The organism is Microcoleus sp. T2B6, from assembly GCF_036700475.1.
GTDB lineage: Bacteria > Cyanobacteriota > Cyanobacteriia > Cyanobacteriales > Microcoleaceae > Microcoleus.
Genome location: NZ_JAUBOZ010000050.1, coordinates 16,847 through 39,508, shown reverse-complemented (window position 1 = coordinate 39,508; position 22,662 = coordinate 16,847). Strand labels below are relative to the sequence as shown.

Here is a 22,662-nt window from a genome sequence, read left to right as displayed (position 1 = left end):
CTGGCGATTTCTCCCCAAAACTTATCGCAACAAGCGACGAATATTCTCACCGATCCAACTCATACTTTCTCCTCTGCTTCGATTTGCCTAAGCACCTCAATTGTTTCATTTTACGCTATCTGTAATCGTTTCCCCAAGGTCTGAGGTTCTGGTAGAGGTTTGCCATCTTCTTGATAGAGTTCAATCAATGTTTCTAACAATTCTTGTCCGTGTTTGGCCGCTTCTTCGTAAGTGTGTCCGTGAGTGCAAGGCTGCATGACATCGGTAAACTCAGGTAAACTGACAACAAAAAGTTGATCTTCTTCTGACCACTGGATAATGATACTGTAATGGCTATTCATTCTTCTATCTCCTTGAGCTTCTGTAAATCAGAAATTACTCTTTTTTCGTGATAATTGGGTGCATCATCACCATCATTACCTGATAGTGTAATTTTTTCAGGTAATAATGGGTGTTCCCATACAGTGTGACTGCCTTTTCCCTGTCTGTAAGTAAAGCCGGCTTTTAGTAATAGGCTTTTCAATTCTCTGATTTTTTTAGGCATGAGTGATGCCCGCTAATGAGGTTTAGGATATTATAGCCGATCGCCCAAACGACAAAAACCGAGTTGATTTAAGAAACCGGGTTTTTACCAAATCTGCGGGCTGAAACAAAGTATTTTCGTAAAAAACCCGGTTTCTGGGCCCATGTGTAAGTCCTATGACTCTTGTATCCCCTCGCAGAGGTACAATAGGACGATCGCATTCCCCAACTCCCACCGTGATAGAGCGCTACACTTTGCCCGAAATGGGCAACATCTGGACTGAAACCGCCAAACTGAAAACCTGGCTGCAAGTAGAAATCGCTGTCTGCGAAGCTCAAGCCGAACTCGGCTACATCCCCGCCGCGGCAGTCGAAGAAATCAAAGCTAAGGCTAATTTTGATCCCAAACGAGTCCTCGAAATTGAAGCCGAAGTCCGCCACGACATGATCGCCTTCTTGACAAATGTCAACGAATATGTAGGCGATGCCGGCCGCTACATTCACCTCGGCTTAACCAGTTCCGATGTGCTCGATACCGCTTTGGCGCTGCAATTAGTCGCTAGCGTCAATATCTTGTTAGAACGTGTCGAAGAATTGAGTCAAGCTATTCGCTATCAGGCTCAACAGCATCGCAATACCGTCATGGTTGGCCGATCGCACGGAATTCACGCCGAACCCATCACCTTTGGCTTTAAACTAGCAGGATGGCTGGCAGAAGTGTTTCGCAGCCGAGAAAGATTGGTGAATTTGCGATCGTCCATTGCAGTCGGCAAAATCTCCGGCGCAGTCGGAACCTATGCTAATATTGACCCGCGAATTGAAGCGATCGCCTGTCAAAACCTCGGACTCGAACCCGATACCGCATCGACTCAAGTCATTTCGCGCGATCGCCACGCCGAATACGTCCAAACCTTAGCACTCTTAGCAGCATCGATCGAGCGTTTTGCAGTAGAAATCCGCAACCTGCAACGCACCGATGTTCTCGAAGTCGAAGAATTCTTTTCCAAAGGGCAAAAAGGCTCATCCGCCATGCCTCACAAACGCAACCCGATTCGATCGGAAAGACTCACAGGAATGGCGAGAATCGTCCGCGCCAACGCCGTCGCAGCCTTAGAAAACGTAGCGCTTTGGCACGAAAGAGACATCTCTCACAGTTCCGTAGAACGAATGATTTTGCCCGACAGTTCTACAGTAACTCACTTCATGTTAGTAGAAACCACAGACTTAGTAAAACACCTGCTAGTCTATCCCGAAAACATGAAGCAAAACATGAACCTTTACGGCGGAGTCATCTTCAGCCAGCGCGTGATGTTAGCCTTAGTAGAAAAAGGCACCAGTCGCGAAGACGCCTACAAAATTGTGCAATCTTGTGCTCACGAAGCTTGGAACAAACCGGGCGGCAATTTCTACAATTTAATTGCTAAGGACGATCGGGTAACAGCTAAGATGACCACCAAAGAGATTGATGATTGTTTCGATCCGCAGTATCAATTGAGGCACTTAGATTTAGTGTATCAGCGCTTGGGAATTTGAAGAAATCGGGAATTTTCTAGCTAATGAGACTTAGACATTTTAACCTCAGTTTTTGTCTAAGTCCCACTAGGTTATGTCAAAACCTGCTTCGATCGACACAATTGCAGCAGCAATCGCTATGCTGTGAACAGAGCATCAGTCCCGATCGCCAATCGATCGCGTACCCGTCATGACCCAAAGCCTTAGTCCTATAACCCCAGTCCGCGCCTTCCCCGATCACACGCAACTCCCCGAATCCGACGGCACGTTTGTGAAAAACTTCCAAGAACATCCTCAGTGTATTCTGCTCACCGACTCCCTGGGAACCACGCTGCAAACTCTCCACCCCGACGGAATGTATGCGATCGGGCAAGATAGTGGCATCTACTGGCGTGAAACCGACCCACCAGAACGCGGAGCCGAAGCCCCCGACTGGTTCTACGTCCCCAATGTTCCACCCCTCGTGGATGGAGAAATTCGTCGCTCTTACGTGTTGTGGCGCGAGTATATGGTGCCGCTAATTGCGATCGAGCTTGCTAGTGGAAATGGTTCGGAAGAACGCGATAATACTCCTCTATCTCGCAGATCAGAAGGTGTAACTCAGAAGCCTGGAAAGTTCTGGGTATACGAGCAGATTATTCGGATTCCCTACTACGCTATCTACATCATCAAAACCGGTGAACTAGAAGTCTACAACTGGGTGAATACTCGTTATATTCGCTTGGAACCAAACGATCGCGGACACTACTCGATCGAACTAATGGGAGTGGAGTTGGGTGTATGGGAAGGTAGTTATCAAAATCAAACACAGCGATGGTTGCGTTGGTGGGATAACCAGGGTAATTTGTTGCTGATTGGAAGCGAACAAGCCCGACTCGAACGCCTTCATACCGAACAGGAACGCCAACGGGCTGAAGCTGAGAGCCAACGGGCTGAAGCTGAGAGCCAACGGGCTGAAGCTGAGAGCCAACGAGCCGATCGGGAACAGCAACAAAAAGAACGATTAGCGGCTTATTTGCGCTCGCAGGGTATTGATCCCGATCTGATTTGAGCCTTGGCGATCGGTGTGTTGCATTTAGCTTTTGGTTGTAATCTACTCTCTAACACTAACAATCAGAACAGCTATGAAATTTAAACGTTTTAGAAAATACCCGATCGCATTTATGCTAGTGTTCCTATGTGCGAGTCCCTACGGGATAGCTTCGCTTCACGGTCTGCACCATACAACATTTGTCCGCGCCCAGGAGCCGCCACAAGTGCAAATTACCCAACCCGAACCAAACCCCGTAGTACCTGAAAGTATTTTCATGAGTCAACTTCCCAGTTCGGCGCGACTGGTTGACATCCGCAGCGTAAATCCCAACATTCGCCTCGATATCCGATACGCCACTACTAACAATTTCTTGAAACGAAAGCTTTACCCTATATCGAAATGCGCCTTGAGAAGTTCTGTTGCTCAACAGTTAGGGCTAGTTCAAACAGATTTGGAAAAAATCGGATTGGGTTTGAAAGTTTACGATTGCTACAGGCCTTTCTCTGTGACTAAGCAAATGTGGCAAGCTTGGCCAGATCCGCGCTATGTTGCTAATCCTGCTAGGGGTTCCCGGCACAATCGCGGTGCTGCTATAGATTTGACTTTAGTCGATCGCACCGGCAAAGAATTAGAAATGCCCACACCTTACGATGATTTTACCGAAAAAGCTCACGGAGATTATCAAGGCGGCAGCGCGGAATCTCGGAAAAATCGTCAAGTGCTTAAGGATGCGATGAAAAAACACGGATTTATCGGTATCACAACTGAATGGTGGCACTTTGATTCAGAAGATTGGCAGAAGTTTGCGATTCTTGATATATCGTTGGGGGCGATTCCTTGATTATAGTAAGCTGTTCTGCCTTTAAATTGTATGTCAAAAAAATTTAAATTCTTGTGGGGAGTAGGGGTTGGGCGTCCCGCCCGCCCTGAATATACAGTTTAAATGCGCGACAGCTTAACCGCTTTTGCCGTGAGGGTATAAACTAGAAGCAGTTTCTTTTCCTGTACAGCTATCTGAAGGAAAGCAATCGTTGGCAGTTATGATAGCTTTACATTCTGTGACGACCCGGCCAAGTTTATTCGCGCCTACCTACTTAATATAAAAATCCACAGGAGCATTTTATGTTTAGTTATTGGTTTATGAATCAAAATTTACTAGCTTTGGCAGTTAATAATGCAGTAGACAATAGGAGTATATTAACTACATTTACTATTTTGTCTATATTAATTTTAATTAGCTTCAGAAAAAGTGTAAGAGAGCAACCCTTATCAATTTTACAGACTAATCAAATGAAAGGAATTGCCATCCTGATCATCATTGTTCATCATGTATCTCTTGCTCTGGGCAATCCCGGTTATTTATCTCTTCTTCATCACCTAGGTTTTCCCAGTGTATCTATTTTTTTGGTACTTTCGGGATATGGAATTTTTCTATCTATTGAAAAAAAAGGATTACATAACTTTTTTTCCAAAAGAGTAATGAGAGTTTACATACCATTTATCTTAGCCATGACTTGTAAAATTCTAATATTTGATTATTTTATATTAAATAAAAGAAGTGGTATTGGTAATTATTTACTCAATATATTTTTGGCTCCCTCAACTTTGGATATGAATATGTGGTTTATAGTATATATTCTTTTTTGGTATTGCATTACTTATGTAATTTTTAGTATGAATAAATTGAATAAATCTAAAATATTTTATTTTTTTTTAACGGCTATACTTGTCGGTATTTCACCAGCACCCGACACCTGGGTTAATAATTCTTTTAGTTTTCCCTTTGGGTGTTGGATAGCGGCCAACTCCCAAATAATTATTGAAAAATTGGAAAACTTACTCCGAGGGAAAAAGCCAAAATTATCGAGTATTTTTGCTCACGTAAAAAACCACCTCAATCATTATATTGAAACTTTTACTTTATATCTATCCTTTGGTATTGTAGGTTTACATTTATGGGTATGGATGAAATCCCCCAGTCCTAATGCCAACATTTATTATCCTCTAATTAATGTTATTGCTCACGATATTATAGGTATTTCCTTCGCTATTTTGATAATTGGGTTAATAATCTTATTAGGGAATTTCAAAATTCGCTCTCCCTTTCTAAATTTTTTAGGCGAAAACTCTTTTGAACTATATCTAGTTCATGGTACATTGCTGAGTTTATTCAACCTCATCTCAGGAGTGGATTTTGCGGTGACTTTCTTTGTTTATTTCATCATTGTCTGTATCAGCAGCATAGTATTGAAAAAGCTTAGCTCCTTCGTCTCTGACTTTATCTCAACAAATGTTAAGAATAGTTAATGTTAAGAATCAGGACTAAAGTCCTTACTACGAACCTGCACATTTATCGCACTTGTACTAAAAATTCGTATTCGTACCCCCGGAAATTTGAGTCGAGTTGTAATGTGTAATTGCCCGTAACTGGCACTTTTCCAGTCCATTCTGTTTCATTGCCTTCATAAGGATTTCCTGCTAAAAGTTTGCCCCCCGGAGCTATAATTTGGGGGAAAACATCTTTCCGATTCCTAACAGTCATTGTTTGACCTTTTCGGGCGCGAATCCGGTAAGAGTGGCTGCCGCCGCCGATGATTCGACCTTTAACAATTGCCTCATCTCCTCCCGGTAGAAAATTAATCTGCTGGTTGACGTTAGAACAACTGCTTTCGGTGCGGTTTTTGGCAATCCAACCGGGCGGATCGGTAATTCGCAGCCAACCGTTTTGTTCTTCGGCGACTGAAACAAAGGTATTATTTTTAAGTTTTCCTACTATGTTGCTGCCCCTTACTTGGGGGATCGATCGCACATTTAGCGGTGGATTGGGATCGCTGACTACAGCCATACTGATTTTGCAACCAGAATTGGGCGGTGTGACAACTACTGGCTCAACTTTTGGCCCAGAGACTCCTGCAACTAGCGAGGATTGAAGTGCTGGTGTTTTTGCCGGTTGGGGTTGGGATTTCGGAGATTCTGCCGCTTGGGTTTGTGCTTGCAGAGGTTCTGGTTGCCGAGATTCAGGGTTGTTCCTCGGCCCTGCAATCTGGTTTCTGGTGGATGTCGGCGATTCAACGAGGGGAAGATGGGATTGTTTCATCGCACCCGACTGTATAGTTGCAACAGCTACTCCCACCGCTGTTGCAACTCCTGCTAAGCTTACTGTGATGATTTGACCCTTCGTAAATGACATAAAAAACCCTCTCTGTATCTATACTAATAATTTTTGTTTAGGAGTTGAGGCGATCGCCAGTTAATTTATAGTGGAAATACCTAGTGCGGGCCACAGGGTCAGGATTTTTAGATAAAATTTCATATCCATAATTGTCGCAATAATTTGAGTCAATATATACTGGACGCCTATACTGATGGTAATCTTGCTCTGGGTTATCGAAAATTTGGGTTTAAAACCCCGCCCTTCTAGGACGGCTTTACATTAATTTGAAGACCTTACAGAATATCTGATACAATGTAAGTATGACACAAAAAGCATTTAAGTACCGATTCTATCCAACTCCTGAGCAAGAAACTTTGCTGAGAAGAACGATGGGATGTACTCGATTAGTTTACAACCGTGCTTTAGCCGCAAGGACAGAAGCATGGTATGAACGTCAAGAGCGAGTCGGCTACTCGGAAACCTCAACAATGCTAACCAGTTGGAAAAAGCAGGAAGACTTGCAGTTTCTCAATGAAGTTAGCAGTGTGCCATTACAGCAAGGATTGAGACATTTACAAACTGCCTTTATTAATTTCTTTGCAGGAAGGGCAAAATACCCGAACTTCAAGAAAAAGCATCACGGCGGTAATGCTGAATTCACTAAAGCCGCTTTTAGGTGGAAAGATGGCAAAGTATTTTTAGCTAAATGTACTCAACCCTTGGATATCCGATGGAGTCGTCAACTCCCAGAAAGCGCAGAACCATCAACAATTACGGTGAAGCTCTCACCGTCTGGACGGTGGACTGTTTCTTTACTGGTAGATGTTGAGATAGCTGCATTACCGGCGTCTCCTAATCAAATTGGTTTGGATTTGGGTATTACTAGCCTGATCGCTTTGAGTAATGGCGAGAAGATTGTTAACCCTAAAACTTTCAAAGCAAAGCGCCGTAAGTTACGTAAAGCTCAAAAAGCGCTTAGCCGAAAGAAAAAAGGCTCTAAAAACCGCCACAAAGCAAGGTTGAAAGTCGCTAAAGTTCATGCAAAAATTAGCGAGGCTCGCAATGATTTTCTTCACAAGTTGACAACTCGACTGGTTCGTGAAAACCAAGTGATTGCAGTCGAGGATCTATCTGTGAAGAATCTGGTAAAAAATAGAAAACTCGCTCTCTCGATTAGTGATGCTAGTTGGGGGGAAATCGTCAGGCAACTTGAATATAAGTGCAACTGGTACGGTCGTACTTTTGTCAAAATTGACCGATGGTTTCCTAGCTCGAAGCGGTGTGGACATTGTGGACATATCGTTGACAAGCTGACTTTAAATATCAGAGAGTGGGATTGCCCTAAGTGCGGTACACATCACGATAGAGATGTAAATGCTGCTAAAAATATTCTTGCCGCAGGGCTTGCGGTGAATGTCTGTGGAGCGACTGTAAGACCCGAACAGAGTAAATCTGTTAAGGCTGGTGCTATGAAACAGAAACCTAAGTCGTGAGTCTTAGGAATCTCCGTCGCAGAGAGCGCGGAGTGGATGTCAATTGCGCGCAAATTTGCGAAGGTCAGCGTTCAGCGCGAGGTACATAAAATGTCAAAATTGATTCCTCTGAGATTGCAACAGCCTCGTGATCGATTGTTGGAGGAGGTGAAGCAGGAAGTCCAAGCAGGCCTCGCGCAGTCTTTGCACGCTGCTGTGCTCGCTAACCTCAGCCAAGACTCGCCTCCTGTTGGTGTTAACCGCTGTTGGGATGTGGAAGTGAAAGCGGGCAACCGTCCGAGTTTTCGGCTTCCTCCCACAGCAAGCATTGCCAAAGTGTTCGATCGCACCGGTGGCAAATTGGTAATTTTGGGAGCGACGGGTGCAGGCAAAACTACGACGCTGCTAGAATTAGCTCGCGTGTTAATTTCCCGCGCCCAAAAAGATGCTAGTTTGCCAGTACCAGTGCTGTTTGAACTCGGATCGTGGAAAGCAGAATCTGGGGCGATCGCAGATTGGTTAATTGCTCAACTTCAGTTCAAATACGGCATCTCTCCTGCGGTGGGCAAAAAATGGCTTGTCGCAAAACAATTGCTGCCTCTCCTCGACGGTTTGGACGAAGTAGAAACCCACCGCCAAAATATCTGCATTCAAGCAATTAATCAATTTGTTGAAAGCGAATTTAAACCCAAACATTTAGTAGCTTGCAGCAGTTTTGATGCTTACAAAAACTGCGAAAGTCGATTTCGCCTGCAAGCAGCGGTTTTATTGAAACCTTTAACAGAAACTAAAATCCAAAATTATCTGCTAGAAGCCCGAAGCCGCGAACTTTGGTACAGCATTGAGCACGAGCCGGAGTTGTTGAAATTGGCAAAAGTTCCCTTGCTTTTGAGCATGATGGCTCTGGCTTACGACGATATTTTAATTGAAGCTTGGAAGCGCATTACTTCCGCAGAAGAACAGCGCAAATATCTGTTAACTGCGTATATTCGCCACCAAATCACCGGCGAAGTCAAGCAGTATCCCAGAGGTAAGGAACTGCGGCCCGAACAAATTCGCCACTGGCTGGGATGGTTGGCGAGAAGGATGGAACAGGAAGGAATTCAAGAATTTTACCTCGATCGCATACCATCTAGCTGGCTGCAAACAGACGAGGAACGGCGCAAGTATCAGTTTGGAGTTAAGCTGGTTGGCGGGCTGATTTGGGTGCTTTTGGGATTAATTGCCAGCCTAGTCTCCGGGTCGATTTGGGGATTAATTGCCGGCGCTGTTGCTGCGGTAATTAGTGCTTTGTTGCCGGGACTTCCGGGGATTGAAAGTTTTATATTGCACCTTGTACTGTGGTCTAAGGGCTACATTCCTTGGGATTACAGGCGTTTTCTCGATGCTGCGAGCGATCGCTTGTTGCTGCAAAAAACTGGCGATCGGCGTTATCGATTTATTCACGATTTATTGCAAAAACATTTTTCGGAAATCTAAATGCCGGAGCTTGACAAAAACAAATATTTATGATATAAACTGGTCTCCTATAAGGTATGAGTTGGGACTCTTTTAACTAGAGGTATTTAACAAAAAAAAGAAATATAATAAATGGAACTGTGGAGGAACCGTAAATACCCACTAGCCAAATATTTGCCAAGCAAAAGGAAACTCAATGACTGTAAAATTCATTCTGAGCGAATACGTTGACAAAGCAATGGCGGAGGCGATGTATGACAAACTTGAAGATCGTAGCTTTGTTGGGAAAATTCCTGTTTGCAAGGGAGTCATCGCCTTTGGTTCAACTTTAAAGGAGTGTCAAAATGAGTTGCGCTCAACTTTGGAAGACTGGATTTTGCTAGGGTTAAAATTGCAACATCGAATGCCCATCATTGACAATATTGATTTAAATAGGGAATAGCTTGTCAACTACCACACACTCATCCTAAAAAAAGTTTATGGTATTTTTGCCATCTGAAATAGCTGTTCTGCCGTAAATTCTAATCCCTCAAAAAGTGTATCTGTTAATAGCGTATCTCCCCTATAAGTCTGCAGTGCTGCATCGGGGTAAAAAACTGTAATGCTTCTCGCCTTGCTATCTACTACCCAAACCCGCAATACCTTAGCATCTAAATAATCTCTCGCTTTAGCAGCTAACTGACCGAAAGTTGGTTCTGGTGAAATAATTTCTATGACTAATTCTGGGACTACAGGACAGGCTTCATCTTGATTCCAGTCAGGAGATAAGCGTTCGTAAGAAACATATAAAAGATCGGGTACAGGCACCCAGTCTCGCCCCAGTCTGGTTAATCTTACCGCCCATTCTACACCAATTTCTCCCCGTTCCTCACCCCACTGTTCGAGGATTTTTATTAGGCTTCGGGTGAGGCGAGAATGAAATTTTTTAGGTGACATCTTCGGTACTGCTTGCTCGTCAATAAGTTCGTAGGTAATATCGCCTTCTCCTTCGCCAAGAGCGAAAAACTCTTCCAGAGTTAGTTGAGTTTTTGTCTGGAGCATAATATTCCTCTGCTGTGGGCAGGCAAGTTAGTATTATTTTAACTTCTTAAATATTCATTGACATAATACAAATGTTATGATAAAGATTGGGAAAATCTCAGGTTTTAACTGCCGAATTTGCGATCGCATCCTCATCGACACCCCCAAAAGGTTAATATTCTAGTCTGACCCTCCTGCAATCATTGCTTAACCTCCTATGGCAGAAACCTTATTGTTCAACGCCCTCCGCGAGGCGTTAGACGAAGAAATGGCCCGCGACTCCGCCGTATTCGTACTCGGCGAAGACGTAGGTCAATACGGCGGTTCCTACAAAGTCACCAAAGACCTCTACAACAAATACGGCGAACTTAGAGTGCTCGACACCCCGATCGCCGAAAATAGCTTTACAGGCCTGGCAGTAGGCGCAGCAATGACGGGGCTGCGGCCGGTCATCGAAGGCATGAACATGGGCTTTTTGCTGCTGGCCTTCAACCAAATTTCCAACAACGCCGGAATGCTGCGCTACACGTCGGGCGGCAACTTCAAAATGCCAATGGTAATTCGTGGGCCCGGCGGCGTGGGCCGGCAACTCGGCGCCGAACACTCCCAGCGCTTAGAAGCATATTTCCAAGCAGTACCCGGTTTGAAAATAGTCGCCTGTTCGACTCCCTACAACGCCAAAGGACTCTTAAAATCAGCTATCCGCGACGATAACCCCGTTCTGTTTTTCGAGCACGTTCTTCTTTACAACCTCAAAGAAAATTTGCCAGAAACAGAATATTTAGTGCCGCTGGACAAAGCAGAAATTGTGCGATCGGGCAAAGATGTCACAATCGTGACATATTCGAGGATGCGACACCACGTCATGCAAGCCGTCCCCGCCCTGGTAAAAGAAGGTTACGATCCAGAAGTAATCGACCTAATTTCTCTCAAACCCCTGGACATGGAGACCATCGGCGCATCCCTTCGCAAAACTCACAAAGTAATTATTGTAGAGGAGTGCATGAAAACAGGAGGCATTGGTGCCGAACTAATTGCCTCAATCAGCGATCGATTTTTTGACGAACTCGACGCACCAGTTTTGCGCCTGTCTTCACAAGATATTCCCACACCTTACAACGGGAATTTGGAAAGACTGACCATTGTCCAGCCCAATCAAATTGTCGAGGCCGTCCAAAAAATGGTAGCTTTGCGAGTATAAATAGTCATCAGTCATTAGCCATTAGTCATTAGTTATCATTCTTTGGTTGTTCGCTAAAACTAACGATATCTGCCAGCAGGACATTGATGCTAAAACACGGATGCACAGATTGATTATTTCTTCCACCTAACTACTGACTAATGACCAATGACCAATGACTAATGACCAATGACTAATGACTAATAATTAAATATGCAAAAACAACGTTCCCTATTAGCCCTAATTTTTGTTTTAATCATCGCCGCCATTACTGTAATAGTAACAATTCCGACGCGGCTGGGATTAGACTTGCAAGGAGGGTCGCAACTCACAATTCAGGTAAAAACTACCCCCACAATTCCCAAAATTGACCAGGGAATGTTAGAAGCAGTGCGGCGGATTGTCGAAAACCGCGTCAACGGTTTGGGTGTTTCCGAAGCATTAGTCCAAACAGTAGGAGAAGACCAAATTCTCGTGCAGTTGCCCGGAGTAAATGACCCGCAGCAAGCAGAACGAGTTTTGGGCGGCACGGCAAAGCTAGAATTTCTGGAACAACTGCCTGGAACAGAAGCACAATTAGGCATTGAAAGGCAGTTGCAGCAGGAATTGCTGGTCAAACAAGCAGAATTGAAAACTAGCCCGAATGAGGCGGCTATTAAAGAAAATCAGGCTGCTTTGAAAAGAAGCAATGAGGCGATCGCCAAACTCTTCAAAAGCAGCGGCCTCGGCGGCGAAAACCTCAAAGACGCTCAACCTCAACCCTTGGCGGCTGGGAACAACTGGAACGTTGCTCTTGTTTTCGATTCCAAAGGAGGCGAACTATTTGCCCAACTCACTAAAAATTTAGCCGGCACCGGACGCAGTATCGGTATTTTCCTAGACGAAAGAATGATCAGTTCTCCAGTCGTCGGCGTTGAATTTGCCCAAACAGGAATTACTGGTGGGAGTGCCGTAATTCAAGGCAACTTTACAACGCAAGAAGCCAACGATTTAGCAGTGCAATTGCGGGGCGGCGCTTTGCCTGTGCCGGTCGAAATTGTCGAAAACCGCACCATCGGCGCTAGCTTGGGTAAAGACAGCATTCAAAGCAGTATTAACGCAGGTATCGGCGGCTTAGTTTTAGTCTTGATTTTCATGGTTGCCTACTATCGACTCCCCGGCGTAATTGCCAATATTGCGCTGTTAATTTATGCTCTATTAACTTGGGCAGCTTTCGTGCTTTTGGGAGTGACATTGACGCTGCCGGGAATAGCTGGTTTTGTGCTCAGCATCGGGATGGCTGTGGATGCTAACGTGCTGATTTTTGAACGCACGCGGGAAGAGTTGCGGGCGGGGAAATCGCTTTATCGATCGGTAGAATCGGGTTTTTACCGCGCTTTTTCCAGCATTTTAGACGGTAACGTCACAACAGTTATTGCTTGTGCTGCTTTGTTCTGGTTGGGCGCTGGTTTAGTTAAAGGGTTTGCTGTAACTCTGGCATTGGGGGTGGGAGTGAGTATGTTTACGGCGCTCACTTGCAGCCGCACTCTGCTGTTCGTAGTATTGAGCTTTCCAGCATTGCGGAAACCTCAGTGGTTCTGTCCCGGTTTGTCGAAAACTGCTAATAGCTAATGGGTAATTGGTAATTGGTAATTGGTAGTTGGTAATCGCTAAGAGTTGTCAGCTACAAACCGCTAAAAATTAGTTGTAAATTAATTACCAATGCCCAATGCCCAATGCCCCATGCCCAATGCCCAATGCCCAATTCCCAATGCCCAATTCCCAATTCCCGCTAAATTATGAAATTCAGTGTAATCAAACAGCGATCGCTCTGGTGGAGTATTTCCGCCGCTATAATCCTCGCAGGTATAGTGTCGATGGCGATTTCTTGGAGTCGTCCCGACATCCGCGCACCGCTGCGCCCAAGTTTAGATTTTGTCGGCGGCACTCGCCTGCAATTTGAGCTCGACTGCACGAAACCGGAAAATTGTAAACCCATCGATCTTGCTGCTGTCCGTGAAGTCCTGGACACCCAAGGTTTAGGTGGCAGCAGCCTTCAAGTTATCGGCAAAGAACAGCGCGGTTTGTCACTGCGAACAAAAACTTTGGATGTCGAACAGCGGACTAATTTGCAAACAGCTTTGAGCGAAAAGATAGGCACTTTTTCTCCTCAATCTACTCAAATCGATACGGTTGGGCCTACCCTCGGTAAACAATTATTTACTTCGGGATTGTTGGCTTTATTTCTTTCTTTTGCCGGAATTACGGTTTATCTAACATTCCGGTTTCAGTTGGATTATGCCTTTTTTGCTTTCGTTGCTCTATTCCACGACGTGTTGGTTACTCTTGGTGTTTTCTCGTTTTTGGGTTTAGTTCAAGGAGTGGAAGTTGACAGCTTATTTGTGGTCGCTCTCTTGACAATTATCGGTTTTTCTGTTAACGATACAGTCGTAATTTACGATCGCGTGCGCGAAGTAATCAAGCTAAATCCGGGACAGCCAATCAATCAAATTGTCGATGATGCTGTCATGCAGACGCTGGGAAGGTCAATTAACACGACGATGACAACGCTGCTGACATTGTTTTCAATCTTTTTGTTTGGCGGCGAAACCCTCAAATACTTTGCTTTAGCTTTGATTGTCGGTTTTATTGCGGGTGCGTATTCGAGTATTTTCATTGCCAGTACGCTGCTAGCTTGGTGGCGCAGTCGCCCGGGCCAGTCTATCCCCGTCCCCGCAGAAGGAATCAACCAGTCAGAGGAAGTTTAATTGACTGTTAACGGTTAACTGTTGACGGTTAACTGTTGACGGTTAACTGTTGACTGACTAATAATAAATCATCAATAATCAATCACCAATGATAAATGGCAAATAACAAATGACAAATAATATCATGTCCAATCGAGCGATTAAAAGGGCGGGTTTTTGATATTGTCAATTATTGGCAGATATTTTTCGTGAACCCGCCCCTACCGTATTAGGGGTAATCTACCGGACATAATATAACAAATAACAAATAACAAATGACTACTGACCAAACTTTTGAAATTGAAGTCCAAAGGCTTCACAAACTAACAGTTTACGGCCGCTGGTTAACTGTGATATTGCTGTGGATTAGCGTCGGTTCTTTGAGCATTTGGGGTTTGCGCCGCGAAATCGCTTTGTGGTTAGAACACTTCACTTGGGCGGCGGTGCGCTACGGTTTATCTTTTAATCGTTGGCCGACTCTCGGTTTGGGTTTGTGCTTGGGAATGACTTTAGCAGTGCTAACTTGGCAAAGTCGCAATATGGTGCGAGGATTGCCCCTGCGGGAAAAACAGGGTTTGGAACAACAAGTTCGCCGCATTCGCCAACAGGGGCCGAGTCATCCTTTGTGGAAGTGGGTTTGCAAAGGTTCGCGGTAGCCGACGGGCTTTATTCTTTAGTCTCAAGCGAGAAGAACGAAAGTTTGACAAGAAGCAGCTTCAACAGCCGAGTCCCTAACTTTTATTGCTTCTGCCTTCTGCCTTCTGCCTTCTGCCTTCTGCCTTCTTCCTTCTGCCTTTTTCCTTCTGCCTTTTTCCTTCTGCCTTTTTCCTTCTGCCTTCTGCCTTCTGCCTTCTGCCTTCTGCCTTTTTCCTTCTGCCTTCTGCCTTCTGCCTTCTGCCTTCTTCCTTCTGCCTTCTTCCTTCTGCTATATCACGCAAAGCGAGGCAAAATCTGTGCTAGAGAAGACTGTTGAAGCGGAATTTCGATCGCAAATTCTGCTCCTTTTCCCGGTTCCGAAAAGCACTTCAATGCGCCGCCGTGTTGGTTGACAACAATTTCATAGCTAATCGACAGCCCCAAACCCGTTCCTTGGCCGACCGGCTTAGTAGTAAAGAAAGGGTCAAACAACCGCTTCCGAACATCTTCTGTCATCCCCGGGCCGTTGTCAGAAATTTTAATTATTACCTTTTTTTTCTCAATTAACTCGGTGCGAATCAGAATCGTAGGAATCAGGCTGGTAGAGTTAGAAACTGATGATTGAGTCGTTGTACAAGACTGATTTTGATCGCCTAATTGCGACTTTTTATGGTTGTTTTTATCGACATTTTCGTATGTATTAGACTCAACAAGAGCGTAAATTGCATTAAGTAAAATATTCATAAATACCTGATTGAGCTGTCCGGGATAGCACTGCACCAGCGGCAATTCGCTGTATTCTTTGTGAATTTCGATCGCCTCCTGCCCCGGTTTCGCTTTAAGCTGGCTTTGCAACAGCATAATCGTGTTGTTGATACCGTCGTGAATGTTGACCTGCTTCATTTCAGCTTCGTCTAATCTGCAAAAATTCCGCAGCGACAAAACGATGTCGCGCACTCTTTCTGCACCTTGCTGCATAGAACTTAAGACTCTTGGCAAGTCTTCTAGCAAATAATCGAGTTCGATTTTTTCTGCTTCCGCTTCAATTGCTGCGATGGGTTCGGGACAGTGCTGTCGGTAGATGTCAAGCATCTGCATTAAAGCTTGCGTGTACTCTTTAGCGTGGTGCAAATTGCTGTAGATAAAGCCGATCGGATTGTTGATTTCGTGAGCTACTCCTGCTACTAACTGCCCCAAAGAAGACATTTTCTCTGTTTGAATTAGTTGAGTTTGAGTGCGCTGAAGTTCCAGCAGGGCAAGTTCGAGCTGTTGGGCTTGATGTCTCAATTGCGCTTGCGACTCTCGCATCGCCACGGTTGATAACTCGTGAATTTGCAACTGAGAAAGCAGCAGTTGGTGTACGTCTAAAAGTTTGTAAGTTTCCGGTTCTACCTGTACTACAATTGGTTCGTGGATTAGTTCGGGCGATCGCTCCAAAGACTGCCGCACTGCTGTCATAATTGAGGTTTCGCGATCGAGAACCAACATATCCGTTTTAGTAAAGCGGTAGAGTATGAACAAAGGCTGTTGAGAAAATAACTCCAAGCTGTAGGGGCGGCTCATGTGTTCAAAATAACGCCGCCGCGAAATCATCCCTATAAACTTTCCTTGCTGAGTGATGATGATGCCAGGAACTAAAGGGTTTGCTTGAAAAATTTTAGCAACTTCGTCCCCCTGACACTCAGATTCTAGGAAAAAGTCGTACAGGGTTAATTCCTGTAGAGTCGATCGCAAACCAAGCGGCGATTTTAGGGGACTCAACCCGTCAGTTTCATACACTGCTCCCTCCTTTGGTAATTGGCAGTTGCGGTTGGCTGCTGGAGTCTTGCCTACTATTTAGACGGCCTTTTCAACTCTTTTTATAGCTTAGTTATCAACTTCCCTCTGCTCCCTGGAATCGAGTTAATTCAGCAGGATTTTTTTTGTCTTAAATCGTGCTGGTGTCCCCCGAAACGATATTGCAGGTTAGATTGATTTAACAGCAGACACCCTTTTGAAACTTGACTATGTAGTAAATTTTATATATCCAAGATTTTGCTAATCCGAATATAACAGTCATAACTATTTTTAATGTTTGATGACATTAACTTGGTTCAGATGGATAGACATCTGCGACCTGTGGCAGTACATTTCGTATTACCCCTTGCGTCAAATTATATTACAATAAGACAAGAATAGCGACAAATCGGCCGCCGATCGCCCGATTTTAAAATTCAGGCAAAACAGGTTTCCGGCAATTGCCAATAAATCTCAATTGTCAGTTTTTTTGCACAAATGCCGATCGCACTCAACCCGAATATTGTATTGTAGGTAGTCTCCGAGCCAGGGACAGCCGATGGCGAGCAATTTGTCAAGTTCGGCAGCTTATACTTTAGCCGCATGGACACTCCAAAGTTTCACCGAGGAAATTTTTCCCGGCAGATGCTAAAGTTGTGCGATCGCAACTAAAACTCACATTCCACACATCCCCTTAACCTGCCTTAAAAGTTTCCACAAAAGTACCGTCGGGGCACCAACTTGAAATTCACATTCTGTCGCTGGCAAATCGGAGACGGAGAATCAAGAGGAAGCAGAAATAAATAATTCTATTGTACCCGAATTTTCCCCAACTTCAACTTCAATTTGACGAAGTTGGTTTGGTTGCGGTAATATTTCGATCATTATTTCTTCTCCTCCCCCTTGATTTTAGGCAATTCTCATTAGAAACTCTAAGATGTTGATTTGAGGAACATCGGGGGGTGGGGTTTGGTTGGGCGATCGCACTGAGCTAAATTGAAATGACATTTGAGGAAAGTAAGCGACGGTTTCCATGTGCGGTTTCCCGAACGAGAGGTGGTAATTCTATACACGGCGGGACGATCGTACTTTCAGTACAATGTCAGTATTTCAACCTGTACACCTGTTGAGTCTGAGCCTCAGAGAGTGTGAAAGTCGCTCTCATCCTTTCGCTGTCTGGATTGGAAGTTTTTCAAGGGTTACGCGGTGCGGGGGTTAGAAGCAGACAGTTAACTAAACCGCACAAGGAGAGAGGGACAGATGGGATAACCCCAGAAGCGAGAGAGTGAGGCAATTTTCATCATCAAACCTTCAGAAAAGCACGACAGCAGCAGCAAGATCACCCAAAAGAATGATTGATTCAAAAAAAGTTGCGTGTTATATTTCAATATAATTCTATACAAAAATACTTTTACCTAAAAGGAGAACAAAAAATGGACACACCTACAGAACGCCTACAAGAACCAGTCGGGACAAGAGAACTCGAATCAATACCTGTATCTGACAAAGTTTCGGCCGACAAAATTAGTGAAGTTAATTTTGAAACGACTCCTTTAGAAACCCCTACTTATACTCAAGAAAAAGTTAGCGTCGAGGAATTGAAGATTAACGGGGACGATTTGGTTGCTAAAGTTAAAGAACTGATTCACGAAGGAAATATCCGCCGCATCATTATCAAAAATGAAGAGGGACGGATTTTGGTAGAAGTTCCTCTGACGGTGGGAGTAGTCGGTGGAGTCATCGGTGCGGCCTTGTTTCCAGTCATTGCAGCAATAGGAGCGATAGGTGCATTAGTCGCTCACCTTACCATCATCATTGAAAGAACCGAGTAAAAAACTCAGTTGTTAGTAAGGCTCCTGTCCGGTTAATATCCCGTAATCAAGCTTGTTGGTAGTGAGTACGACTATCATCTATTGATAAGCTGTTCAGCATTTAAATAGAATGTCAACAAACAATTCGCCGTCTTGTGGGGAGTAGGGGTTGGGCCAGAAAGCCCGCCCTGAATATGCAATTTAAATGCGTGACACCTTAGATGAGAAAAAACTTGTCTTTACTACTAAAAACTTAATTGTGGTTATCTAACCGGACTTGAACAAATTTCAAGCACAAACTGGCTTTATAAATATAGCAAGCCTTGCAGGAGTCGTAAAATTTTTACGACTCCTGCAAGGCTTGCTATATGCTTGCACAGCAAGCATTATAAATAACTCATTTAGCGGGTATTCTTTGTTGAAGTCCGGCTAATCCTATTCCTTTGGAGACTTGGGCAATCACTCTGGGGGTAGAGCCTGGTTAATATATTGGCGAGTTAGATTCGATACAAATGAAGGAAAAACCAAAAGTTCTCTAAACTCCCGAAGCAGAAAGCTGTTAAGCATTTAAACTGGGTATGAGCAAAACGCCAAATGCTTACACATGAATCTTGCCTGAATCTTGACAGTGAGTTGAAATAAGTGATTCAAATGCTCAACAGCTTAGCTCAAGTTTTCCAACCAGAGCATCTCCTACAGACAAATATTTTTTGAATAGTTGTGGCGAAGATAATTATGAAACCTAACGAAGAAAATAGCTCTAGCCGTGAAATTCATCAAGAAGTTCACACCGATGCAACTAACGGTCACGTCAGTACAACGCGAACCACTACAAGTGTTCCGAGTACAACTGCGAAGGCTTCTAAAGAAGCAGCTCATCACCAAGGTTATGTACAGGGTGAAATTGCCGAAAACCACCGCCAAGTAGGAGTCCAAGAAGTCCGCGATAACGAGAATGCTGGTCGCGGGTTACTGTTAGGGATTCTTCTTACTTCTTTGGTAGGCTTAGTTCTGGGCAGTGTATATTACTTCAATCGGGGTGAGGAGGCTCCTACTCCTACTGCTGCTCCTGTGATTGTTGTACCGAAAGCGAATCAGCCTTCAGCAACACCAGCTCCGACTCGGACTATAGAGAGAGAAAAAACGATAATTCAAAAGATTGTTCCGGTTCCGGTTCAACCATCTCCCGTTCAAAAGGCTACGCCGAGTCCTCAACCAAGTCCAGCTCAAAACGCAACTCCGGCTCCTCAACCAAGTCCGGCTCCCAATATCAATATTACAATTCCAAATTCACAGCAGCAAGATGCACCCGCTCAGCAAGCAGCGCCGTCTCCATCTTCGCCGTCAAATAATACCAATACTACGGTTCCGAATCCGCAGGATGAGCCAGCTTCCACTCCGCCAACTGCAGCACCTGAGAGTTCAGCTACTCCTTCTCCAACTCAAGATGAGGGCGCTCCTGGAGCAGGTACCAGCGGCGAAACTAATACCGAAAGCCGGAGCGAGTCTAATCCTACGGATACGGCTGTACCTGAAAGCAACTCCGGCGCAGAGGGTGCGACTGGTTCACCGCAATAGAAGTTTGATGTCGAATTAGTTTGCCAGGGGTTCAAACGCCAGACTCATCGCTAAAGTCCTTTAAAGCTGATATCTGGCACCATTCTCAAGAACAGGCAAGATGCCTGTTCCACAAAATATAAATTTTATTGTGGAACAGGCATCTTGCGTCTCAAGAACAGGCAAGATGCCTGTTCCACAAAGAGTAGATTTTCTTGTGGGGTGGGCTTCTAGCCCGCCCAAAAAAGGATTATTGAGAATGGTGCAACATATTAGTTAAAGAGGACTTTTTTTTAGGGTTTAAAGTGAAATCTTGCACCATTATCAATAAGCCTGCTATAGGCGGAATCTCCTGCCCAAACCCTACTCCCCACAAGAAAACTCATTCTTTGTGAAACAGGCGCGAAAGCCTGTTAAGCGAGAATGGTGCAACATCTCAGACTAACCGGACATTGTGGCTGAACTCAAGAAACCTGGTTTCTGCGGTGGAAAACGTTTTAAGAGTGTGCCAACCTATCCTAAGAAACAGTTTGGTGAACTAATTTAACTTTCCCTAAAGCCGTCTTCCTGCTGTCAAAGAGTTTCATCACGCCGGAGGTGATGGTCTCGATGACATCGGGAGCGCAGTAAGAGAGAAACTCTTCCGAAGAAGTAGGATCTGCAAAAAACTCTTGAGCTTTCTTCAAAAAGTTTTCTGTTTCAGCAAAGCCGATAGATTTGATAATAAACGTAGAAACCGGGGAGTTTTTAATATCATAGCGCGATTCTTGATTGCGTCCTATTTCTAGCAGGTCTAACACTTCTCTTTGCAACTGACTGTCTAAGGGGTAGGCGCTCTGTCTGTTGGGTAAGTAATCCTCCAAAACCGAGGTTTTAAATCCTGGTGTACGCAATTCTCCCATCATAGTTGAAAGCGGAATATCGCGCCCCAAACGGTAGGAAAGAGCTTCTAAAATGGCGATAGTAATTAGCTTGACCCCCAGATAAAGTTTAGCAACTTCGATATTTTTGCGAGTTCTAGCAATCAGGTTAGCGTAGGTTGCATCGTCCGGCTCTTGCATAAACTGCTGGAAAACCAGTTCGGGTTTGAGGAAGTTCAAAAATCCTTCCATTTTTTGCAGAGACCTGCGATATCCGGCAACAGTATAGGAATTAACATTGGTCAATTCGTGGTTGGTTTCTGGCATCAAATTCCAGGTATTGTCTAAAAAATTAGAGGAATTGGGAGAGGCAAAATTCTCTACATCCCGATTGGCTAACCTGACAGCACGCTTGACAATTTCTACGATTTGGGCATCGCTCCATCCCAAGTTAAAATCGCGGTTCGCACTTACCAAACGCTGGTGCAAAAGTTCGATCGCGCTCAAACCGCTGGGCGAAACGGGACGAAAAGGGATAGTAGCTTCGATGCAAGCGGCGATTTCGGCGATCGTACTAGCTGGCAAAAAAGGCTCCAAAGATTTGGCAGCAATAACGGCACTCAAAAATTCGTTTTGGCCGCCAAACGGAGAGAGAGTCTTGCCGGGAATAAACCCAAATACTGAGGCCACTAGGTGATACATGGCATCGTCGGGCAGTTCGGTTTCATTTCTAATAACTAACTGCGATCGCACCTCTTTGACAAAAGGACAAAGGGCGCTGCTAATATTGAAACTAACGCCCTGATCGACTTGCACGTACACGAGGTCGTGAAACAGCGCAGCCAGCACCTCGATCGGATCGACTGACCCCCCGACCTCAAAAATGTGTTCCGACGTGTGAAAGTAGCGCCAAGGCCCTCTCATTGTTTGAATGATTAGCTCAGCTATCTGCTCCAGCTTGGGAATGTCTACTTGACCTCCCAATTGCTCGATCGAGCTTACCAAGCAATCCAAGCACCGTTTTTGTTCTGCGAAAAGCTCCATTTACACACCTCCAGTGCATTCCCTGATTGTCTTGCGCTTGATTGAATGGTATCAAAACGCGCTGCGATCGTGCCATAATTCGTCACTCAAAAATTTCAAATTTTAGGGTGAAACAGGGAGAGGGGGCGAGAGAAAGAGGAAGAGCGAGGAAGAGCGAGGGAGAGCGAGGGAGAGGGAGAGCGGGAAATTAAATATTAAAAATTCTGCCGTTGTGGATCTTCGGGCAACTTGGGCGATCGGTATCATAAATTACAGTAAAAATGACAAAAAGTGGGTAAAAACTTGATGAATTTTTGATGAAATTATGAGGAATTTTTGACAAAAGCTGTGGGTGGGTGGCATTGACACCAGCTTCAAGCTGCAGTGGTCTAAATACTGCGTGTGGCCTCAGAATAAGATTCCTAGACGTGCTGATAAACCTCTTGATATTTGCGCTGATACAATTGAGTTGATTAGCTTTCGGGCAGTTGGTCTAAAGCTTCCTAGATCGCCACTTTAACTGCTGCCTTGGTTTGCTGTCGCCTCCCCCAATCTAACACTAACAGAACTTACACAAGTGTCACCAGTGATCCTGGCACTATGCAGCACAAAATCCGACAATAAACATGGGAAAATCGGGGCGTTTCAGTGGCTCAATTAAATAATTGGACAACATCAATCCAGCTTAAATACCCCCTTAATCCCTCAGTCCCCCTCGGCTGGGACTTTGTATGTTTAGAAGCGATTTAAATCGCCGAATCAACTGTTATATTCCCAACTTCTTTAAGAAGTCGGGTATCGGGGTCTTGTGTGTTTTGAGCCGTTGCTGACCAAGAATTTCAAAGGTGGTACCCCCCACGTGATTTATCCGTGGAATCAATCCCAAATCGAAAATCGAAAATCAGAAGAGCCCCCGCATTTA

General features: G+C 44.6%; 22 protein-coding genes. 14 read left to right on the top strand and 8 right to left on the bottom strand.

Annotation, left to right across the window (positions count from 1 at the left end; genetic code table 11):
- Nucleotides 1-110: 110 nt before the first annotated feature.
- Both QUA00_RS21000 and QUA00_RS20995 read right to left on the bottom strand, forming a co-directional pair.
- Nucleotides 111-341 carry a type II toxin-antitoxin system HicB family antitoxin gene (locus QUA00_RS21000; protein ID WP_293354324.1) on the bottom strand — a complete coding sequence of 77 codons (231 nt, stop codon included), beginning with the start codon at nt 339-341 and terminating at the stop codon, nt 111-113.
- Nucleotides 338-544 (bottom strand): type II toxin-antitoxin system HicA family toxin, encoded by a 207-nt coding sequence (locus QUA00_RS20995; RefSeq protein WP_106148795.1) that lies wholly within the window; start codon nt 542-544, stop codon nt 338-340. The genes QUA00_RS21000 and QUA00_RS20995 overlap by 4 nt, the downstream gene beginning before the upstream one ends.
- A gap of 215 nt (nt 545-759) precedes the next feature.
- Here QUA00_RS20995 and purB point away from each other — a divergent pair, with 215 nt between their 5' ends.
- The 4 genes from purB (at nt 760) to QUA00_RS20975 (ending at nt 5,374) form a co-directional block, all read left to right on the top strand.
- A complete protein-coding gene (gene purB, locus QUA00_RS20990; protein WP_333141872.1) occupies nt 760-2,055 on the top strand; it encodes an adenylosuccinate lyase in 1,296 nt (431 codons plus the stop codon).
- A gap of 169 nt (nt 2,056-2,224) precedes the next feature.
- Nucleotides 2,225-3,085 carry a Uma2 family endonuclease gene (locus QUA00_RS20985; RefSeq protein ID WP_333411002.1) on the top strand — a complete coding sequence of 287 codons (861 nt, stop codon included), beginning with the start codon at nt 2,225-2,227 and terminating at the stop codon, nt 3,083-3,085.
- Between the two features lie 73 nt (nt 3,086-3,158).
- On the top strand, nt 3,159-3,908 hold the full coding sequence (locus QUA00_RS20980; RefSeq protein WP_333411001.1) for a M15 family metallopeptidase: 750 nt from the start codon (nt 3,159-3,161) through the stop codon (nt 3,906-3,908).
- A gap of 299 nt (nt 3,909-4,207) precedes the next feature.
- Complete coding sequence (locus tag QUA00_RS20975; protein ID WP_333411000.1) at nt 4,208-5,374, top strand: acyltransferase; 1,167 nt, start codon at nt 4,208-4,210, stop codon at nt 5,372-5,374.
- A gap of 43 nt (nt 5,375-5,417) precedes the next feature.
- Here the strand turns inward: QUA00_RS20975 and QUA00_RS20970 are convergent, their stop codons facing one another.
- Entirely contained in the window at nt 5,418-6,257 is an 840-nt protein-coding gene (locus tag QUA00_RS20970) for an SH3 domain-containing protein (protein ID WP_333410999.1), read from the bottom strand.
- 284 nt (nt 6,258-6,541) lie between these two features.
- On the opposite strand from QUA00_RS20970, the gene QUA00_RS20965 reads away from it, so the two are divergent.
- The 3 genes from QUA00_RS20965 to QUA00_RS20955 all read left to right on the top strand — a co-directional run bounded on the left by QUA00_RS20965 (nt 6,542) and on the right by QUA00_RS20955 (nt 9,593).
- On the top strand, nt 6,542-7,714 hold the full coding sequence (locus QUA00_RS20965; RefSeq protein WP_333141755.1) for an RNA-guided endonuclease TnpB family protein: 1,173 nt from the start codon (nt 6,542-6,544) through the stop codon (nt 7,712-7,714).
- Nucleotides 7,715-7,804: 90 nt separating this feature from the next.
- On the top strand, nt 7,805-9,172 hold the full coding sequence (locus QUA00_RS20960; RefSeq protein ID WP_333410998.1) for an NACHT domain-containing protein: 1,368 nt from the start codon (nt 7,805-7,807) through the stop codon (nt 9,170-9,172).
- Between the two features lie 175 nt (nt 9,173-9,347).
- Complete coding sequence (locus QUA00_RS20955) at nt 9,348-9,593, top strand: type II toxin-antitoxin system HicB family antitoxin (protein WP_333410997.1); 246 nt, start codon at nt 9,348-9,350, stop codon at nt 9,591-9,593.
- A 35-nt stretch (nt 9,594-9,628) separates the two neighbouring features.
- Here the strand turns inward: QUA00_RS20955 and QUA00_RS20950 are convergent, their stop codons facing one another.
- On the bottom strand, nt 9,629-10,192 hold the full coding sequence (locus tag QUA00_RS20950; RefSeq protein ID WP_333141749.1) for a Uma2 family endonuclease: 564 nt from the start codon (nt 10,190-10,192) through the stop codon (nt 9,629-9,631).
- 196 nt (nt 10,193-10,388) lie between these two features.
- Here QUA00_RS20950 and QUA00_RS20945 point away from each other — a divergent pair, with 196 nt between their 5' ends.
- From QUA00_RS20945 to QUA00_RS20930, 4 genes are all read left to right on the top strand, one after another.
- On the top strand, nt 10,389-11,372 hold the full coding sequence (locus tag QUA00_RS20945; RefSeq protein ID WP_333141747.1) for an alpha-ketoacid dehydrogenase subunit beta: 984 nt from the start codon (nt 10,389-10,391) through the stop codon (nt 11,370-11,372).
- Nucleotides 11,373-11,564: 192 nt separating this feature from the next.
- Nucleotides 11,565-12,962 carry a protein translocase subunit SecD gene (gene secD / locus QUA00_RS20940; RefSeq protein WP_333141745.1) on the top strand — a complete coding sequence of 466 codons (1,398 nt, stop codon included), beginning with the start codon at nt 11,565-11,567 and terminating at the stop codon, nt 12,960-12,962.
- A gap of 167 nt (nt 12,963-13,129) precedes the next feature.
- The gene (gene secF / locus QUA00_RS20935; protein ID WP_333306897.1) at nt 13,130-14,098 is read left to right on the top strand and encodes a protein translocase subunit SecF; all 969 of its coding nucleotides are present in this window, start codon (nt 13,130-13,132) and stop codon (nt 14,096-14,098) included.
- A gap of 254 nt (nt 14,099-14,352) precedes the next feature.
- A complete protein-coding gene (locus QUA00_RS20930) occupies nt 14,353-14,733 on the top strand; it encodes a hypothetical protein (protein WP_333410996.1) in 381 nt (126 codons plus the stop codon).
- Nucleotides 14,734-14,808: 75 nt separating this feature from the next.
- On the opposite strand, the gene QUA00_RS20925 is transcribed toward QUA00_RS20930, so the two are convergent.
- The 3 genes from QUA00_RS20925 to QUA00_RS20915 all read right to left on the bottom strand — a co-directional run bounded on the left by QUA00_RS20925 (nt 14,809) and on the right by QUA00_RS20915 (nt 17,524).
- A complete protein-coding gene (locus QUA00_RS20925) occupies nt 14,809-15,015 on the bottom strand; it encodes a hypothetical protein (protein WP_333306893.1) in 207 nt (68 codons plus the stop codon).
- Nucleotides 15,008-16,492 carry an ATP-binding protein gene (locus QUA00_RS20920; protein ID WP_333410995.1) on the bottom strand — a complete coding sequence of 495 codons (1,485 nt, stop codon included), beginning with the start codon at nt 16,490-16,492 and terminating at the stop codon, nt 15,008-15,010. The genes QUA00_RS20925 and QUA00_RS20920 overlap by 8 nt, the downstream gene beginning before the upstream one ends.
- Before the next feature lie 906 nt (nt 16,493-17,398).
- Nucleotides 17,399-17,524 (bottom strand): hypothetical protein, encoded by a 126-nt coding sequence (locus QUA00_RS20915; protein ID WP_333173889.1) that lies wholly within the window; start codon nt 17,522-17,524, stop codon nt 17,399-17,401.
- A gap of 398 nt (nt 17,525-17,922) precedes the next feature.
- Here QUA00_RS20915 and QUA00_RS20910 point away from each other — a divergent pair, with 398 nt between their 5' ends.
- The 3 genes from QUA00_RS20910 (at nt 17,923) to QUA00_RS20900 (ending at nt 20,137) form a co-directional block, all read left to right on the top strand.
- Entirely contained in the window at nt 17,923-18,321 is a 399-nt protein-coding gene (locus QUA00_RS20910) for a DUF4342 domain-containing protein (RefSeq protein ID WP_333141735.1), read from the top strand.
- A 714-nt stretch (nt 18,322-19,035) separates the two neighbouring features.
- Nucleotides 19,036-19,878, top strand: coding sequence for a hypothetical protein (locus QUA00_RS20905; RefSeq protein ID WP_333410994.1), 843 nt, complete (start codon nt 19,036-19,038; stop codon nt 19,876-19,878).
- A 100-nt stretch (nt 19,879-19,978) separates the two neighbouring features.
- Entirely contained in the window at nt 19,979-20,137 is a 159-nt protein-coding gene (locus QUA00_RS20900) for a hypothetical protein (RefSeq protein ID WP_333410993.1), read from the top strand.
- Between the two features lie 238 nt (nt 20,138-20,375).
- On the opposite strand, the gene QUA00_RS20895 is transcribed toward QUA00_RS20900, so the two are convergent.
- Nucleotides 20,376-21,761, bottom strand: coding sequence for a hypothetical protein (locus tag QUA00_RS20895; RefSeq protein WP_333306886.1), 1,386 nt, complete (start codon nt 21,759-21,761; stop codon nt 20,376-20,378).
- Nucleotides 21,762-22,662 lie beyond the last annotated feature (901 nt).